Origin of the sequence: Acidovorax sp. (assembly GCF_046291265.1) — a bacterium.
Lineage (GTDB): Bacteria > Pseudomonadota > Gammaproteobacteria > Burkholderiales > Burkholderiaceae_C > Acidovorax.
The window spans coordinates 1-15,912 of the sequence record NZ_JBKBTV010000083.1; the positions used below are offsets into that span (position 1 = coordinate 1).

16 protein-coding genes and 2 riboswitches are annotated in these 15,912 nt (G+C 65.0%); of the genes, 15 read left to right on the forward strand and 1 reads right to left on the reverse strand.

The features are described from left to right. Positions 1-188 precede the first annotated feature (188 nt). The 13 genes from mnmC (at position 189) to ACK41V_RS21400 (ending at position 13,232) form a co-directional block, all read left to right on the forward strand. Complete coding sequence (mnmC, locus tag ACK41V_RS21340; protein WP_409785389.1) at positions 189-2,153, forward strand: FAD-dependent 5-carboxymethylaminomethyl-2-thiouridine(34) oxidoreductase MnmC; 1,965 nt, start codon at positions 189-191, stop codon at positions 2,151-2,153. Between the two features lie 147 nt (positions 2,154-2,300). Then, on the forward strand, positions 2,301-3,104 hold the full coding sequence (locus ACK41V_RS21345; RefSeq protein ID WP_409785365.1) for a sulfite exporter TauE/SafE family protein: 804 nt from the start codon (positions 2,301-2,303) through the stop codon (positions 3,102-3,104). A 23-nt stretch (positions 3,105-3,127) separates the two neighbouring features. Then, positions 3,128-4,912 (forward strand): nitrite/sulfite reductase, encoded by a 1,785-nt coding sequence (locus ACK41V_RS21350; RefSeq protein ID WP_409785366.1) that lies wholly within the window; start codon positions 3,128-3,130, stop codon positions 4,910-4,912. 33 nt (positions 4,913-4,945) lie between these two features. Next, positions 4,946-5,335, forward strand: a complete 390-nt coding sequence (locus ACK41V_RS21355; protein WP_409785390.1) for a DUF934 domain-containing protein — start codon at positions 4,946-4,948, stop codon at positions 5,333-5,335. Between the two features lie 8 nt (positions 5,336-5,343). After that, positions 5,344-5,979, forward strand: coding sequence for a phosphoadenosine phosphosulfate reductase family protein (locus tag ACK41V_RS21360; RefSeq protein WP_409785368.1), 636 nt, complete (start codon positions 5,344-5,346; stop codon positions 5,977-5,979). Positions 5,980-5,998: 19 nt separating this feature from the next. After that, positions 5,999-6,967, forward strand: a complete 969-nt coding sequence (cysD, locus tag ACK41V_RS21365; RefSeq protein ID WP_409785369.1) for a sulfate adenylyltransferase subunit CysD — start codon at positions 5,999-6,001, stop codon at positions 6,965-6,967. Next, positions 6,967-8,340, forward strand: a complete 1,374-nt coding sequence (locus ACK41V_RS21370; protein WP_409785371.1) for a sulfate adenylyltransferase subunit 1 — start codon at positions 6,967-6,969, stop codon at positions 8,338-8,340. Before cysD ends, ACK41V_RS21370 begins: the two co-directional genes overlap by 1 nt. 125 nt (positions 8,341-8,465) lie before the next feature. After that, on the forward strand, positions 8,466-8,795 hold the full coding sequence (fdxA, locus tag ACK41V_RS21375) for a ferredoxin FdxA (protein WP_409785373.1): 330 nt from the start codon (positions 8,466-8,468) through the stop codon (positions 8,793-8,795). 17 nt (positions 8,796-8,812) lie between these two features. Further along, positions 8,813-9,889 carry an NAD(P)/FAD-dependent oxidoreductase gene (locus ACK41V_RS21380; RefSeq protein WP_409785375.1) on the forward strand — a complete coding sequence of 359 codons (1,077 nt, stop codon included), beginning with the start codon at positions 8,813-8,815 and terminating at the stop codon, positions 9,887-9,889. 126 nt (positions 9,890-10,015) lie between these two features. Then, the gene (locus ACK41V_RS21385) at positions 10,016-10,375 is read left to right on the forward strand and encodes a nuclear transport factor 2 family protein (RefSeq protein WP_409785377.1); all 360 of its coding nucleotides are present in this window, start codon (positions 10,016-10,018) and stop codon (positions 10,373-10,375) included. After that, positions 10,362-11,273, forward strand: coding sequence for a helix-turn-helix domain-containing protein (locus ACK41V_RS21390; RefSeq protein ID WP_409785379.1), 912 nt, complete (start codon positions 10,362-10,364; stop codon positions 11,271-11,273). Before ACK41V_RS21385 ends, ACK41V_RS21390 begins: the two co-directional genes overlap by 14 nt. Before the next feature lie 37 nt (positions 11,274-11,310). Beyond that, positions 11,311-11,415: riboswitch (TPP riboswitch) on the forward strand. Positions 11,416-11,488: 73 nt separating this feature from the next. Beyond that, positions 11,489-12,766 carry a purine-cytosine permease family protein gene (locus ACK41V_RS21395; RefSeq protein ID WP_409785381.1) on the forward strand — a complete coding sequence of 426 codons (1,278 nt, stop codon included), beginning with the start codon at positions 11,489-11,491 and terminating at the stop codon, positions 12,764-12,766. A gap of 70 nt (positions 12,767-12,836) precedes the next feature. Beyond that, positions 12,837-13,232, forward strand: a complete 396-nt coding sequence (locus ACK41V_RS21400) for a glutaredoxin family protein (RefSeq protein ID WP_409785383.1) — start codon at positions 12,837-12,839, stop codon at positions 13,230-13,232. 54 nt (positions 13,233-13,286) lie between these two features. Here ACK41V_RS21400 and thiD read toward each other — a convergent pair whose 3' ends face one another. After that, positions 13,287-14,141, reverse strand: coding sequence for a bifunctional hydroxymethylpyrimidine kinase/phosphomethylpyrimidine kinase (gene thiD, locus ACK41V_RS21405; protein WP_409785385.1), 855 nt, complete (start codon positions 14,139-14,141; stop codon positions 13,287-13,289). 81 nt (positions 14,142-14,222) lie between these two features. Next, a riboswitch (TPP riboswitch) is annotated at positions 14,223-14,368 on the forward strand. Positions 14,369-14,419: 51 nt separating this feature from the next. Here thiD and thiO point away from each other — a divergent pair. Continuing rightward, the gene (thiO, locus tag ACK41V_RS21410; RefSeq protein WP_409785387.1) at positions 14,420-15,553 is read left to right on the forward strand and encodes a glycine oxidase ThiO; all 1,134 of its coding nucleotides are present in this window, start codon (positions 14,420-14,422) and stop codon (positions 15,551-15,553) included. Continuing rightward, the gene (thiS, locus tag ACK41V_RS21415; RefSeq protein WP_409785388.1) at positions 15,550-15,747 is read left to right on the forward strand and encodes a sulfur carrier protein ThiS; all 198 of its coding nucleotides are present in this window, start codon (positions 15,550-15,552) and stop codon (positions 15,745-15,747) included. Before thiO ends, thiS begins: the two co-directional genes overlap by 4 nt. Positions 15,748-15,912: the final 165 nt, after the last annotated feature.

The following is a 15,912-nucleotide window of genomic DNA, read 5'->3' on the forward strand; positions in this document are numbered from 1 at the left end:
TACGTGCCCCCCAGCGCCTGAGCCCATCTCCGTTTTCCATAGCTCTGCGTGCCACCCACAGCCCATGAAACTGGCGCTGTCCAGGCGAGGTAGCCGCGGAACTGGCTTTGTCAGGCCGCTGGCTGCGTCCCTCTCCCACGCGGAGCGTGAGAGAGGGGGAAGGCGCGAAGCGACTCAGGGGGTGTTTCATCCACGAGCCCGTTGACTGGCTGCCGGACGGCACCCCCTACAGCACCCGCTTTGGCGACCGCTACCACAGCGAAAACGGCGGCCTGGACCAGGCCCGCCGGGTGTTTTTGCACGGCTGTGGCCTGCCTGCAGCCTGGGCGGAGCAACCGCAGTGGCGCATTCTGGAAACCGGATTTGGCTTTGGCCTGAACTTTCTGGTGACCTGGGCCGCCTGGCGGGCCGATCCAGAGCGGCCCACGCTGCTGCACTTTGTATCGACCGAAGCCTGGCCGGTAAGCGCAGCAGACTTGCTGCGCGCCACCACCGCCCATGCGGACCTGGCGCCACTGGCCGAAGAGCTGCACCTCCAGTGGTGGGGCCTGCTGCCGGGCGTACACCGGCTGCGGTTTGACGAAGGGCGGGTGCTGCTGACGCTGTACGTAGGCGACACGCAAACCATGCTGCGCGCGCAACCGCTGACGGTGGACGCCATCTATCTGGACGGCTTCAGCCCCCAGCGCAACCCCGACATCTGGGACCTGCACACGCTCAAGGCTGTGGCCCGCTGCGCCCGGCGCGGCACCCGGCTGGCGACCTGGACCTTTGCCCGGTCGGTGCGCGATGCGCTGGCGCAGTGCGGGTTTGAGGTGACCCGCGCGCCGGGTGTGCCGCCCAAACGCGACAACCTGCACGCTGAGTACAACCCCCGCTGGGAGCCGCGCACCACCCGCCAGCCACCAATGGCGCCCGCGCTGCCCCCCGGCGAATGCCTAGTGATTGGCGGCGGCATTGCAGGCGCGGCCGCCGCCGCCAGCCTGGCCCGCCGCGGGTGGCAGGTGCGCGTACTGGACCAGGCCGCCCAGCCCGCTGCAGGCGCATCGGGCCTGCCCGCCGGGGTGTTTGCACCGCATGTGTCGCCCGACGACAGCGTGCTGTCGCGCCTGTCGCGCAGTGGCGTGCGAACCACGTTGCAACAGGCGGCATGGGTGTTGAAAGACGGCGTCGACTGGTCACCGTGCGGCGTGCTGGAGCACCGCACCGACGGCACACCGGGGCTCGCCGCCGACTGGATGGAGGGGCCCGGCGCCCACTGGAGCCAGCCCGCACCACCTGATCGGCTGGCCGAGGCCGGGTTGCCCGCAACCACCACCGCCTGCTGGCACCTGCAAGCGGGCTGGGTACGCCCTGCCCGCCTGGCATCCGCCTTGTTGGCGCAGCCGGGCATTCAATGGCTGGGCGATTGCCGTGTGGCGCAGTTGCGGCGCATCGACCAGCCCCTGGCTGTGCCTGTTCAAAACGCCCCGAGCTCTCGGTGGCAAGCGCTGGACGCGCAAGGCAACGTGATCGCAGAAACACCGGTGGTCATCATCGCGGCGGGCGCGGCTAGCCTGGGGTTGCTGGAACAGCGTTGGCCTTTGCAGCCGGTGCGTGGGCAGGTGTCCTGGGGCGTCCATGCTGACGCCGCAGCAAAGCCATCGCTGCCCTTCCCCACCAACGGCAACGGCAATCTGGTGCCTGCGTTTCCCCTGGACGACGGCCCGACCGGTCGCCAGGCGTGGGTGATGGGATCTACCTTTGAGCGGGATGTCGACACCTTGCCGCCGTCTGCGTCAGATGTGTTGGCGGCGCACGCCGCTAACTGGGCCAAGTTGCAGACGCTGCTGCCGCAGGTCGCGCCGCACTTTGAGCCCGCGTTTGCCGCGCAGGAAAGCGCAAAAAATCTGCCGGATGCAGGGCAGATAGCGCCCTCAGCGCCCGCGCTGCAATCCTGGGCGGCAGTCCGCTGCACCGCCCCCGACCGTTTGCCCATCGTCGGCCCCGTGGACACAGCCCAGCTCCCGGGGTTGTGGGTGTGTACCGCCATGGGCGCACGGGGGCTGACCTTGTCGCTTTTGTGCGGCGAACTGCTGGCCGCCCGCCTGCAGGGCGAGCCACTGCCACTGGACGCCAAGCTGGCCAAAGCCCTGGGCACGGAGCGGATGTAGCGGCGCTGGAGCGCCATAGCTGCAATTGCGGCGAACCCAGGAGCCCCCGCGCAAACCCGCGCCAATCCTTGCTTATACCGAAATCAGCATATCAGCAGGACGAAACAATAGTTTGCATCCATAAGCACGCCCCCTACATTCGCAGCCATGCATGAATTGGCGTTTATTTTTGCGGGCTTTGCTGTCGGGCTGATCGTAGGCCTGACGGGTGTGGGCGGTGGCTCGTTGATGACGCCGATCCTGATCTTCTTTTTTGGCGTGAAGCCCCATTTGGCCATTGGCACCGACCTGCTGTTTGCAGCGTTCACCAAAATGGGCGGCACGGTCAGCATGGCGCGCCAGCGCCTGGTGCCCTGGCGCGTGGTGGGCCAGTTGTGTGCGGGCAGCATTCCGGCGGCGCTGCTGTCGCTGTGGGCGCTCAAAACCCTGGGGCCTGCCAGCGGCGAGGCCCAGCGCATCATGACCACCACGCTGGGTTTTGCGCTGTTGCTCACCGCCGCCGCCACGCTGTACAAGGTGGTGGCCTTTTCCAAACAACGCCAGGCGGCCGACCAGGCCAAGCGCCAAACGCTCTCGGAACAAGCCACACGCCCCCGCCACTGGAGCCTGCCGGTGTTGCTGGGCGCCGTCATCGGCACGCTGGTCACCTTCACCTCGGTGGGTGCGGGTGCCATTGGGGTCACGGTGCTGTTGCTGGTCTACCCCTTGCTGCCGCTGCCGCGCGTGATTGGTGCAGACATTGCCTATGCCGTGCCTTTGACACTGGTCGCAGGGCTGGGGCATGCCACGCTGGGCTCGGTGGACTGGCCTTTGCTTGCACAATTGCTGGTGGGCTCGTTGCCGGGTATCTGGATAGGCTCCCGCCTCGTCACCCGCACGCCTGAACGCCTGATTCGCTCTGCCCTGTCTGTCCTGCTGGCCTGGGCAGGCGCCAAATTAATAATGATCTAGGAACTTCAAGTTCTAAGCCCACGATGTACCAATACACCTCCTTCGACAAGACGTTCGTACAACAGCGCGCGAACCAGTTCCGCGACCAGCTCACACGCTGGCAGACCGGCAAGCTGCCGGAAGACGACTTCCGCCCGCTGCGCCTGCAAAACGGCTGGTATGTGCAGCGCTATGCGCCCATGCTGCGCGTGGCCGTGCCCTACGGCGAAATCGCCAGCCGCCAGATCCGTGTGCTGGCCACCATTGCGCGCGAATACGACGAGCCCGAAGCCGCTGTCTTCAAGGCCGCCATGGAAGGCCAGGGCCTGCTAGGCACCACGTTTTTGCCCAAAAACTGCGCCCACTTCACCACGCGCACCAATGTGCAGTTCAACTGGATTCCGCTGTCCAAAAGCGCCGACGTAATGGACTTGCTGGCCACGGTGGACATGCACGGCATCCAGACCAGTGGCAACTGCATCCGCAACACCACCACCGATGCGCTGGCAGGTGTGGCCGTGGATGAGATCGTGGACCCGCGCCCGTACGCGGAAATCATCCGCCAGTGGACCACGCTGCACCCCGAGTTCGCGTTTTTGCCGCGAAAGTTCAAGATCGCCATCAGCGGCGCCAAGGACGACCGCGCCGCCACGGGCTGGCACGACGTGGGCCTGCACCTCGTCAAGAACGATGCGGACGAAATCGGCTTCAAGGTGTTTGTGGGCGGTGGCATGGGCCGCACCCCGGTGATTGGCACGGTGATCCGCGAGTTCCTGCCCTGGAACCAGATCATGAATTACATCGAGGCCATCGTGCGCGTGTACAACGAGCACGGCCGCCGCGACAACAAGTACAAGGCCCGCATCAAGATCCTGGTGAAGGCCGAGGGCCAGCAGTACATCGACGATGTGGAAGAAGAGTACCGCCAGATCGTGGAGATCGACGGTGGCCCGCACACCATTCCGCAGGCTGAGTTCGACCGCGTGGCCGCCTGTTTTGTGACGCCTGCGTTGGCCGACATCGCCGACGTGGCGCCCGCAGCGCTGGAAGCCGCGCTCACGGCCCAGGCCGCCGAGCATGTGGCTTTTGGCCGCTGGCTCCAGCGCAATGTGCATGCGCACCAGAACCCACAGCTGCGCGCCGTGACGCTGTCGTTCAAGCGCCCCGGCCAGTCGCCCGGCGACGCCACCAGCGAGCAGCTGATCGCCCTGGCCGACCTGGTGGACAAATACTCCGCCGGCGAAGCCCGCGTGACGCACGACCAGAACGTGCTGCTGCCCTGGGTACACGCCAGCCGCCTGTTTGACCTGTGGCAAGAAGCCAAGGCCCTGGGCCTGGCCAGCGCCAATGTGCAACTGCTGACCGACATGATTGCCTGCCCTGGCGGCGACTTTTGCGCGCTGGCCAACGCGCGCTCGCTGCCGATCGCCGAGGCCATCACCCAGCGCTACCAAGACCTGGACGAGCTGGACGACATCGGCGAGATCGACCTGCACATCAGCGGCTGCATCAACAGCTGTGGCCACCACCACAGCGGCCACATCGGCATCCTGGGTGTGGATAAGGACGGCAAGGAGTGGTACCAGGTCACGCTGGGCGGCTCCGATGGCTCTGACCTTTCGGGCGCTGCCGTGGCGGGCAAGGTGATTGGCCCCTCGTTCTCTGCCGCCGAAGTGCCGGATGTGATCGAGGCCGTGCTGGGCACGTACCGCGATCTGCGCGAAGCCGGTGAAACCTTCCAGGCGGCCGTGCGCCGCACGGGCCTGGACCCGTTCAAGGAAGCCGCCAAACAAGCGCGCCACAAAGAACCAGAAACCGCCGCCGCCTGAACTGGCCACCTGCACAGCCTGACTCACAAGATGTTGAAACTACTCGCCGCCCAAGACCACCAGCCGCCCGCAGAGGGCGACGCCCGCGCCGTGGCCCTGCCCAACGACGCGGACGCGCTGGCACTGCCGCTGGATAACGTGGAACGTGTGGACCTGCACTTCCCCAACTTCACCGATGGCCGCGCGTTCAGCCAGGCCTTCTTGCTGCGCCGCCGCCGCGGCTTTGCGGGCGAGATCCGCGCCACGGGCGATGTGCTGATCGACCAGCTGGTGCAGATGCAGCGCACGGGCTTCAGCTCGGCCGTGCTGCGCGAAGGCGTGGACCCGGCCGATGCCCAGCGCCAGTTTGAGATGTTCCCCGGCTTCTACCAGGGCGACGCCGTCAACCCCCAGCCGCTGTTCGCCGAGCGGACCGCAGCATGAGCACCACCATGAGCCCCACCGTCACCGCCACCGACCTCACCCGCATCAACGCCGAACTCGGCCGCAATGCCCCCGACCTCGTCAGCTGGGCGCTGGGCCTGGGCCAACCATCCATCGTCACCACCAACTTCCGCCCGTTTGAGGCGGTGATCCTGCACATGGTCTCGCAAGTCAACCGCGACGTGCCGGTGGTGTGGATGGACAACGGCTACAACACCGACGCGACCTATCAGTTTGCGGATGCAGTGACCCAACAACTGGGACTGAACCTGCAGATTTACCTGCCGCGCCGCTCCCGCGCACACCGCGAGGCCGTAGAAGGCGCCACCCCCGCGCTGGACGATCCGCGCCACGCCGCGTTCACCGAAGAAGTGAAGCTCGAACCCTTTGCCCGCGCCCTGCGCGAAACAGCGCCCAAGGTGTGGTTCACCGCGCTGCGCGCCACCGACACCGCCGTGCGCGCCCAGATGGACCCGGTCAGCATCAACCCCGATGGCTTGATCAAGGTCGCGCCGCTGCTGCACTGGTCGTCCAAGGACCTGCACGAATACTGCGTGAAGCACGGCCTGCCCAACAACTTCGACTATGTGGACCCGACCAAGGGCGAAGACAACCGCGAATGCGGACTGCACATCGCGCATTGACTCCACCGCAGATCCGACCATGAATGCTCGTACCGATACCGCGCTGCTTGAGAAGAACACCAACAACATGAGCTACCACCTGAACAATTCGCACCTCGACGCGCTGGAAGAAGAAACCATCTTCATCCTGCGCGAGGTGGCTGCCGCTTTCGAGCGCCCTACCCTGCTGTTTTCGGGCGGCAAGGATTCGCTGGTCATGCTCAAGTGCGCCGAAAAAGCGTTTGGCACCAAGGCCAGCGGCGGCGGCATTCCGTACCCGCTGCTGATGATCGACACGGGCCACAACTTCCCCGAGGTCACGGACTTCCGCGACTTCCGCGCGAAGGAACTGGGCGCCGAACTCATTGTGCGCAATGTCGAGGATTCGATGGCGCGTGGCACCGTGCGCCTGGCCCACCCCGGTGAATCGCGCAATGTGCACCAGTCGGTGACGCTGCTGGAAGCCATTGAAGAATTCCGCTTTGACGCCCTCATCGGCGGCGCCCGCCGCGATGAAGAAAAAGCCCGCGCCAAAGAGCGCATCTTTTCGCACCGCGACAGCTTCGGCCAATGGCAGCCCAAGGCCCAGCGGCCTGAACTGTGGACGCTTTTCAATACCCGCCTGCAGCCGAACGAACACTTCCGCGTGTTCCCGATCAGCAACTGGACCGAGCTCGATGTGTGGCAGTACATCGACCGCGAGAGCATTGCGCTGCCCAGCATTTACTACACCCACAAGCGCCAGGTGGTGGACAAGAAGGGCCTCTTGATGCCTGTAACCGAACTGACCCCACCGCGCGAAGGCGACGTGGTGGAGACGCGCGATGTGCGCTTTCGCACCGTGGGCGACATCACCTGCACCGCGCCGGTGGAGAGCACAGCAGCCACGGCCGCTGACATCGTGATCGAGACCCTGGCAGCCGACGTGAGCGAGCGCGGTGCCACGCGCATGGATGACAAGACCAGCGACGCCTCGATGGAAAAGCGCAAGAAAGACGGGTACTTCTGATGACTACTATGAATTCGATAGCTACCAGCGCTTATCCATCAAGCGCTAGCGGCCAAAATGACCATATTTCTGCGCTCAAGTTCATCACCTGCGGCAGCGTGGATGACGGCAAAAGCACGCTGATCGGCCGCCTGCTGGTGGACAGCAAGGCCGTGCTGCAAGACCACCTGGCCGGCGTGCAGCGCCAGGGCGAAACCGACCTGGCCCTGCTGACCGACGGCCTGTCGGCCGAGCGCGAGCAAGGCATCACCATCGACGTGGCCTACCGCTACTTTGCGACCGAAGAGCGCAAGTTCATCATCGGCGACGCGCCCGGCCACGAGCAGTACACCCGCAACATGGTCACCGCCGCCAGCAGCGCCGACGCGGCCGTAGTTCTGGTCGATGCCACCAAGCTCGACTGGAAGAACGCCGGCCTGGCCCTGCTGCCGCAAACCCGGCGCCACAGTCTGCTGGCTCACTTGCTGCGCGTGCATTCGCTGGTGTTTGCCGTGAACAAGCTCGACGCGGTGGAAGATCCGGTGCTGGCGTGGAAGAACATTCAGGGTGCACTGGCCAAGTTCGCCCAGGACGCTGGCATTGCCGTGCGCGCCACGGTGCCCGTGTCGGCGCTAAAGGGCTGGAACGTGGTGGACGCCCACGCGGGCTGGTGTGGCTATGAAGGCCCCACGCTGCTGCAGGTGCTGGAAGTGCTGCCCAACACGCCTGCCGACACCGGTTTGCCGCTGGCCTTCCCGGTGCAGTGGGTCGAAAAGTCCTCGTCGTCTTCGGCCGACACCAGCCAGGGCCGCCGCGTGTTCTGGGGCCGTGTGGCTGCAGGCAACGTTGCGCCCGGCACCGCCGTGCAGGTCTTTCCGAGCGGCCAGTTGGCGACCGTGGCGCAGGTGCTGGACCATGCGCGCCGCCCCAAGGACGTGCCCGCAGGCACCAGCGCCGGCATCATCCTGGACCGCGAGGTCGATGTCTCGCGTGGCGACTGGATTCTGGCAGCGCCCACAGCGGCCGCTGCCCCTGCCGACGACGACTTTGGCGATACGCCCGCTGCAACCCCCGCCTGGCCCGCCAGCCGCGAGCTGCGCACCACCGTGGCGTGGATGGACGACGAACCCCTGGTCGCAGGCCGCGTGTACTGGGCGCTGCACGGCCACCGCTGGGTCAAGGCCAAGGTCAAGGCGGTGGTGCACCGGCTCAACATCAACTCGCTGGCCGAAGAAGACGCCACCCAGCTCGACCCCAACGCCATCGGACATGTGGAGCTGCTGCTGCAAGAGGCGATCCCCGCCGCGGCCTTTGGCAAAGCCCGCGTGCTCGGTTCGCTGATCCTGGTCGACACCGCCAGCCACAAAACCGCAGGCGCCGTGCTCGTCAATTGACTGAGAACTGATTCAGATCAGCGCCCCAACGCCCTGTCACCCCACCGGAGTGAGGGCCCCTGTAACCAAAGGTCGGTGAAAGCTTCTAAAATCGAGGGTTTTCACCGACCCACACAACTCCTGTCATGACCCACGTCGTCTCCGAAAACTGCATCAAGTGCAAGTACACCGATTGTGTGGACGTGTGCCCCGTGGACTGCTTCCGCGAAGGCCCGAACATGCTCGTCATCGATCCTGACGAATGCATCGACTGCGCCGTGTGCATCCCCGAATGCCCGGCCAACGCCATCTTTGCCGAAGAAGACCTGCCAGCCGATCAGCTCGCCTTCATCAAACTGAACGCCGATCTTTCCTTTGCCGACGGCTGGAAGAGCATCACCAAACGCAAGCCCGCCATGCCCGACGCCGACGAGTGGAATGGCAAACCCGGCAAAGTCCAAGAGCTGATCAAGTAACACAGCAAGCGCCGCTGGTGAGTCAAGCTTTGCAAGCTGCTGTTGTTGAAACCGACGCCGTTGTCATCGGCGCAGGCCCCGTGGGCCTGTTCCAGGTCTTCCAGCTCGGCTTGCAGGGCATCACGGCCCACCTGATCGACGCCCTGCCCCATGCGGGCGGCCAGTGTGTGGAGCTGTATGGCGACAAGCCCATCTATGACATCCCCGGAATTCCCGTCTGTTCGGGCCGCGAGCTGGCCACGCTTTTGCTGCGCCAGATCGAGCCGTTCACGCCCCACTGGCACCTGAACACGCTGGTTTCGGCCCTGGAGCCCCAGCCTGATGGCCGTCTGTTGCTGCAGACCAGCACCGGGACACGCCTTTTGGCTCGTTCAGTGTTCATCGCGGCCGGTGTAGGCGCCTTTGTGCCACGCACCCTCAAGATCGAGGGCATCGAGCGTTTTGTGGGCACGCAGGTCCACTACCAAGCCGTTCCCACCGGTTTCGATGTATCCGGACAAAACATCGTCGTACACGGCGGCGATGAGCCCGCAGTGGCGTGTGCTGTGGAGCTGGCGGAACAAGGCCTTGCCGCACGCGTCAGCCTCCTGCACCGCCGCGACGTCTTCCAGGCGCCCGATGCGTTGCTGCAGCGCCTGCAGCAGCTGCGCGACGCGGGGCGCATCACCGTCGAGGCTGCGCAGATCACCGGTATCGATGCATCCCAAGACCGCCTGACCGCTCTGCAGATCGTGGATGCCGAAGGCGCGACGCGCGCACTGCCGCTCGATCTGCTGGTCGCCGTGCTGGGTATCTCCCCCCGGCTCGGGCCCATCGCCGACTGGGGCATCGCTCTGGAGCGCAAGCAACTGGTGGTGGACACCGAGGCCTTCCGCACCAGCGTGCCCGGCATCTACGCCGTTGGCGACATCAACACCTACCCCGGCAAGCGCAAGCTGATCCTGTGCGGTTTCCACGAGGCCACGCTGGCCGCGTTTGGTGCCGCCGAAGCGCTCAAAGGCGACAAGGTGGCGTTGCAATACACCACAACCAGTCCACGGCTGCACCAGCTGCTGGGTGTGGCACCGGCATCGGCGCCTTCCGCCAGCGCGTAGTCCCGGCGGGCCAGGGCACCGTCGCCCTATGGCAGAACGGCTCGCTCACAAATAAGCACAAAATGTCCAAAGGACGGGCGAGCGTTCGGCACGATGGCGTCTCCATCCACCCATAAGGAGCACACCGTGAGCCAACAACCCCTTCAAGCCATCTGGGACACCTACACCGCGTCGTGGAAGACGGACTCGGTCACAGACAGGGAAGACCTGTTTTCCCAGTCTCTCGACCCCGCCTGCACCTATAACGATCCGTTGGCCACCGCCCAGGGCTGGACGCAACTGACCGCCTACATGGACAACTTTCACAACCAGGTGCCCGGCGGCCATTTTGTGACCCACTACTTCGCCAGCCACAACCAGCAGAGCATTGCCAAATGGAACATGGTGGATGGCAGCGGGCAGGTGATCGGGGAAGGCGTGAGCTACGGCCGGTACAACGACCAGAACCGGCTGGTTGCGATGACCGGTTTCTTTGAAACCCCTTGAGCAGGCGGCCCCACCCGTGCTTTATCTCCGGCAAATCCAGGAGGGCATCGACTTCGTCGAAGCCCATCTCGAATCCGATATCGAGCTTGTGGATGTGGCGCGGGCCGCAGGGATGAGCCAGTGGCACTTTCAGAGGATCTTCAAGGCACTCACCAACGACACCTTGAAGACCTATATCCGCTCGCGCCGGTTTGCCAAGGCGCTGGAGCAATTGGTCAACACGCGTTTGAGCGTGCTCGACATTGCGCTCGCGGCGGGCTACGAAACGCAGGAGAGCTTCACGCGCGCGTTCCGGGATTGCTTTCGCATCACGCCATCGCAGTACCGCAAGATGGGCAACCGCTCGCTGTTTGTGCGCAAGATCCGGTTTGACGGGAGCTACCTGGCACACCTGCACCAGAACATTTCCTTGGTGCCCGACATAAACGAGCAGCCCGCGATGCAGATGGTCGGACTGCCCACGGACTACTACGGCATCGATTCCGAAAAGAACAACCTGGGCAAGAAGTTGCCACCGCTGTGGACGCAATTCATCGCACGATTGGGCGAGATTTCCAATGTTGTGCCTGGCGTTTGCTACGGCGTGGTGGTGCCAGCGGCGCCAGACACTGAAAAGCTGCGCTACCTGGCCTGCATCGAAGTACAAGGCCCTGGCGCGCTGCCGCCGGGCATGGTGGCCATGGAAATCCCCGCATCGACCTATGCGCGCTTCACCCACCGGGGGCCTGTGCAAAACGTCGATGCAACGGTGAATTACATCTATTCGAGCTGGCTGTTGTCAGCCGGGCAGTCGCACACCCTGGGGCCAGATCTGGAGATTTACGGCTCGCAGTACCACCCGACGGCCGACAGCTCGGTCATGCACTACGCCATCCCTATCGCGTGCCCCGCGCCCTGATCGCCCCACTACAATGGCCCCCGCGTTCCTTCGGGACCGCCAACGCTAGGGGTGTCGAGGCCGGGCCACCGGAATCGACTGAGAGAGTCCCTTTGAACCTGATTGAGATCATCCTCGCGCAGGGAAGCACGTCCGCCTAGGCACAGCCCTGAATGAAATGACGTTGGGGCGCGCTGGCGGGCCGCCCCTGCTCTGTACTGCTACGGAGCCTTTCCATGTCTTTATCGCCCGCCGCGCCTGCCAACAACGAAGCGCTGGTTCCCGTCTCCCCCGACCGCCGTGTCTTCCAGTGGCATGACCACGCCTCGCTCTGGTTCAGCCTGGGCGTGGGCCTGCTGGTCATGCAGGTGGGCGCTTATCTGATGCCGGCGTTGGGAACCAAAGAGGCGCTCATTGCCATCGTCTGCGGCTCCATCGTGGGCGCAGGCCTGCTGGGCTGGGTGGCCAAGCTCGGTTGCGACAGCGGCCTGGCCAGCGCCGGGCTGATGCATGCCGTCTATGGCCGCACGTTTGCCAGCCTGCCGATCATCCTGAACATCGTGCAGCTGGTGGGCTGGGGCACGTTTGAACTGGTGGTGATGCGCGACGCCACGGTGGCCATCGGCCAGCAGTCCGGCACCATGGCCGGGGCCCATTGGCCGGTGCTGGCCACGCTGCTGTGGGGCGGTGTGGTGATTCTGCTCATCAGCGGATCGATGGTGCAGCTGGTGCGCAAGGTGATTGCGCGCGTGGCGCTGCCGTTGGTGGTGCTGTCGCTGCTGTGGCTGTCGTGGCAGTTTTTGTCGCTGGCGCAAGCGCAGGGCTTTGAAGCGCTGTGGAACCGCCAGGGCGCAGGCGGCATGGGTGTGTTCCCTGCGCTGGATTTGGTGATCGCTATGCCCATCTCGTGGCTGCCCCTGGTGGCCGACTATGCGCGTCACGGCAAGAACGGTGGCTCGGCCCTGCGCGGCACGTGGCTGGGCTACGCGCTGGCCAATATGTGGTGCTACACGCTGGGTGTGCTGGTGGCGCTGACCTTGCCCAGCAAGGATCTGGTGCAGGCGCTGCTGCTGGCCCAGGGCGGGCTGATTGCGCTGTCGCTGATCCTGATCGACGAGGTGGACAACGCCTATGGCGACACCTATTCAGGCGCTGTGTCGGCCCACAGCCTGCTGCCGCGCTGGGGTGTGCGCAAGTGGGGCATGGCCGTGGCGGCGGTGTGCACGGGCCTGGCGCTGGTGCTGCCCATGCACAGTCTGGAACCATTTTTGCTGCTGCTCAGCTCGGTGTTTGTGCCGCTGTTTGGTGTGATTCTGGGGCGGCTGGCGTTTGGCACCAATGCACCTGCACTGCTGGCGCAGGCGCGCAAGATCAACCCAGCGCCGGTGGCCATCTGGTTGGGGGGCGTTGCTTTCTTCCACCTGATACCCACGGTCTCCACAGCGCTCGGCGCCACGTTGCCTACGCTGGTGCTGTGTTTTGGCCTGGCGTTCGCCACCCGCCCACGCCGCTGAGCGATTTCAGATAAGGGCTGTGCATGGCCTGCCCGCCAAGGGGCAGCGCTGGGCCTGCCTAAAATGGCCCATGAAATATTTAGTTCGATCCTTTTTCAAGACCCTGCGCATTGTTCTGGGCCCGGTGATGCTGCTCAAGGAGGCCTTGACCCGGCCTCAAGGGGTGGTGCGCTCTGAGGCAGGGCAACAATCCGTCGACCAATCGTGCCGCGCACTCGCGCTGTACCAATACAAGACCTGCCCTTTTTGCATCAAGGTGCGCCAGGAAATGCGCCGCCTGTCCCTGAAAATCACGCAGGTGGACGCGCAGCCCGAAGGCCCTGCCCGGGCCGAACTGACGCAGCAAGGTGGCCACACCAAGGTGCCGTGTCTGAAGATCACGGACGAGGCCGGTAACAGCCACTGGCTCTACGACTCCGAAAAAATCATCGCCTACTTGCGCAGCCATTTCGCTCAGGTGGTCTGAGGCACCGCAACACGAGCGGCGCAGAGGCGGCGCAGGGATGTACGGGTAGACAGATCAGGCTTGCAGCACCCGCTGCGCCAGGGGCGCATAACCGTGGTTGAGCGGCCCATGGCCCCGGCCCGTGTGCACATCAGCCCCTGCAGCAATGGCGCCCAGAATGTAGGCACGGGCCCGCTCCACCGCTTGCTGCAACGTCGCGCCCAAGGCCAGGTGCGCGGCAATCGCCGACGACAGGGTGCAGCCCGTGCCGTGCCCGTTGTGGGTGGCAATCCGCTCCGACGCAAGCCGCTGGCACTCGCCACCGGGCAGGGCCAGCACATCGACCACCCAGTCCCCAGGCAAGTGACCCCCTTTGAGGAGTGCCGCGCGGGCGCCCAGCGCACGCAGGGCCTGGGCGGCCTCGTCCAGCGTTTCGACCCCTTCGATGCGCCGCCCCAGCAGCCAACCGGCCTCGTCCAGGTTGGGCGTGATCACCTCGGCCAGCGGGAAGAGTTCGCGCACCAGCACGGCCACGGTTTCCTGGGCAATCAGCCGGTCGCCGCTGGTGGCGACCATCACCGGGTCGAGCACCACATGGGGCAATTGGTAGGTGCGAATGGCGTCGGCCACGACGCGCACCACCTCGGGCGAGTGCAGCATGCCGATCTTGACCGCGTCCACGCCAATGTCTTGCACCACGGCATCGATCTGGGCTTTGAGCATGTCCGGGGGAATGCCGTGAATGCCGGTGACGCCACACGTGTTCTGGGCCGTGATGGCGGTGATGGCCGTCATGCCGTAACAGCCCAGCGCGGCAAAGGTTTTGAGGTCGGCCTGTATGCCTGCGCCGCCGCCACTGTCGGACCCGGCAATGGAAAGCACGCGCGCGTAGCGGCGGCCGGTGGAAGGCGAAGGGATCAAAGAAGTCATGTCAAAAATTATGGCCCATGAAGCAACGAAAAAAAGCAGCGCAAAAAGTGCGGCCAGTTGATGTGCTGTAATTCATTTTTCCGGACGAAACAGGGGTGTCCCGCCAAACCGACGAATGATCGCCGTGGGACTGAGAAATACCCTGGGGCCTGCGCAGCGCACTGCGTGCAGCGGCCCCGCTACCCGATCCAGGTCATGCTGGCGTGGGGAGTTTCCTAGAGCGGCACAGCCCCGTTTTGTCCATGCTTGCCTGCCAGCACCCGGACAACTCTGCACGTATGTCACTTCCACCGTCTTCTTTTGCCATTTTGGGCGCGGGCCTCATGGGCCGATTGCTTGCGGTCGAGCTGGCCCGCCAGGGGCACCGGGTGGATATTTTTGACGCGGGCAGCGCCGCCGCCGAACATTCGGCCGCCACCGTGGCAGCCGCCATGCTGGCGCCGCTGGCCGAATCGGCCATCACCGAACCTGGCGTGGTGCGCATGGGGCACCATGCGCTCACCCGCTGGCCGCAACTTTTGCAGTCGCTGGCGCAACCGGTGTTTTTTCAGCAGGCTGGCACGCTGATCGTGTGGCACCGGCAGGACGCCGCCGAGGCCCAGCGCTTTACCCGCCAGCTCGAAGCCAACCAGACCACGTTACCGGAGCTGCCCCCCTTGCAGAAGCTGGACAGCGGCGCGCTGGCCGCCGCCGAGCCTGCACTGGCGCACCGCTTTGCTCAGGGCTTGTTCCTGCCCGGCGAAGGCCAACTGGACAACCGCCAACTGCTGGCGGCGCTGGTGGTCGAGATGGAACGGCTGTCGGTGCGCATGCACTGGCACACGCCCCAATCGCCCGAGTCGTTTGCCCCCGGCACGCCGGGCCAGCCTGACTGGGTGCTGGACTGCCGCGGCCTGGGCGCCAAAGGGCAGTGGCCTGCGCTGCGCGGTGTGCGCGGTGAAGTGGTGCGCATCCACGCACCCGACGTCACGTTGCAGCGCCCGACCCGGCTGGTGCACCCGCGCTACCCCATCTACATCGCACCCAAACAAGACCACCTGTTTGTGATCGGCGCGACCGAGATCGAATCGGACGACCTTTCACCCGCCAGCGTGCGCTCGACGCTCGAACTGCTGAGCGCCGCTTACGCCGTGCACCCGGGCTTTGCTGAGGGCCGCATCCTCGAAGTCGCCACGCAGTGCCGCCCCACGCTGCCCGACAACCTGCCCGCCATCCGCCAGCCCCGCCCCCGCGTGCTGGAGATCAACGGGCTGTATCGGCATGGTTTCATGATCTCGCCCGCCCTGCTCGACGTGACCCTGGAAGTGCTGAACACCGGACAATCAGCGCTTTCGCAACGTTTTGCCCTGTCGCTGGAGCTGGCGCCCAACGCCACCGCTCCGTCCAGCGCCGCCGCCCGCGCATTCGCATGAACATTTCCATCAACCAGACTCCGCACGAACTGCCCGAAGGCGCCACCGTGGCCGACGCCGTGGCCGCCATCGCAGCGCGCCCGCCCTTTGCAGTGGCCGTGAACACCACCTTTGTGCCCAACACACGCTATGCCGCACAGGCCCTGCAACCGGGCGACCGGGTGGAAATCATCTCGCCTGTGACGGGTGGCTGACCTTTTGCGTGAAATATTGAGTCAAATTGGCCTCTAGCGCTTATCCAATAAGCGCTAGTAGCTATTAAAAACATAGTAACCATGATTTCTTCGACGCCCCAAGACCCCCTGGTGCTGTACGGCCAGCAGTTCGCCAGCCGCCTGCTGCTGGGTACCTCGCGCTAC

What these genes read in the sequence shown, in the direction of transcription:
- ACK41V_RS21345 (WP_409785365.1), top strand. Translation starts at nt 2,301, where the DNA reads ATGCATGAATTGGCGTTTATTTTTGCGGGCTTTGCTGTCGGGCTGATC.
- ACK41V_RS21350 (WP_409785366.1), top strand. Translation starts at nt 3,128, where the DNA reads ATGTACCAATACACCTCCTTCGACAAGACGTTCGTACAACAGCGCGCG.
- ACK41V_RS21360 (WP_409785368.1), top strand. Translation starts at nt 5,344, where the DNA reads ATGAGCCCCACCGTCACCGCCACCGACCTCACCCGCATCAACGCCGAA.
- cysD (WP_409785369.1), top strand. Translation starts at nt 5,999, where the DNA reads ATGAATGCTCGTACCGATACCGCGCTGCTTGAGAAGAACACCAACAAC.
- ACK41V_RS21370 (WP_409785371.1), top strand. Translation starts at nt 6,967, where the DNA reads ATGACTACTATGAATTCGATAGCTACCAGCGCTTATCCATCAAGCGCT.
- fdxA (WP_409785373.1), top strand. Translation starts at nt 8,466, where the DNA reads ATGACCCACGTCGTCTCCGAAAACTGCATCAAGTGCAAGTACACCGAT.
- ACK41V_RS21395 (WP_409785381.1), top strand. Translation starts at nt 11,489, where the DNA reads ATGTCTTTATCGCCCGCCGCGCCTGCCAACAACGAAGCGCTGGTTCCC.
- ACK41V_RS21400 (WP_409785383.1), top strand. Translation starts at nt 12,837, where the DNA reads ATGAAATATTTAGTTCGATCCTTTTTCAAGACCCTGCGCATTGTTCTG.
- thiD (WP_409785385.1), bottom strand. Translation starts at nt 14,141, where the DNA reads ATGACTTCTTTGATCCCTTCGCCTTCCACCGGCCGCCGCTACGCGCGC.
- thiO (WP_409785387.1), top strand. Translation starts at nt 14,420, where the DNA reads ATGTCACTTCCACCGTCTTCTTTTGCCATTTTGGGCGCGGGCCTCATG.
- thiS (WP_409785388.1), top strand. Translation starts at nt 15,550, where the DNA reads ATGAACATTTCCATCAACCAGACTCCGCACGAACTGCCCGAAGGCGCC.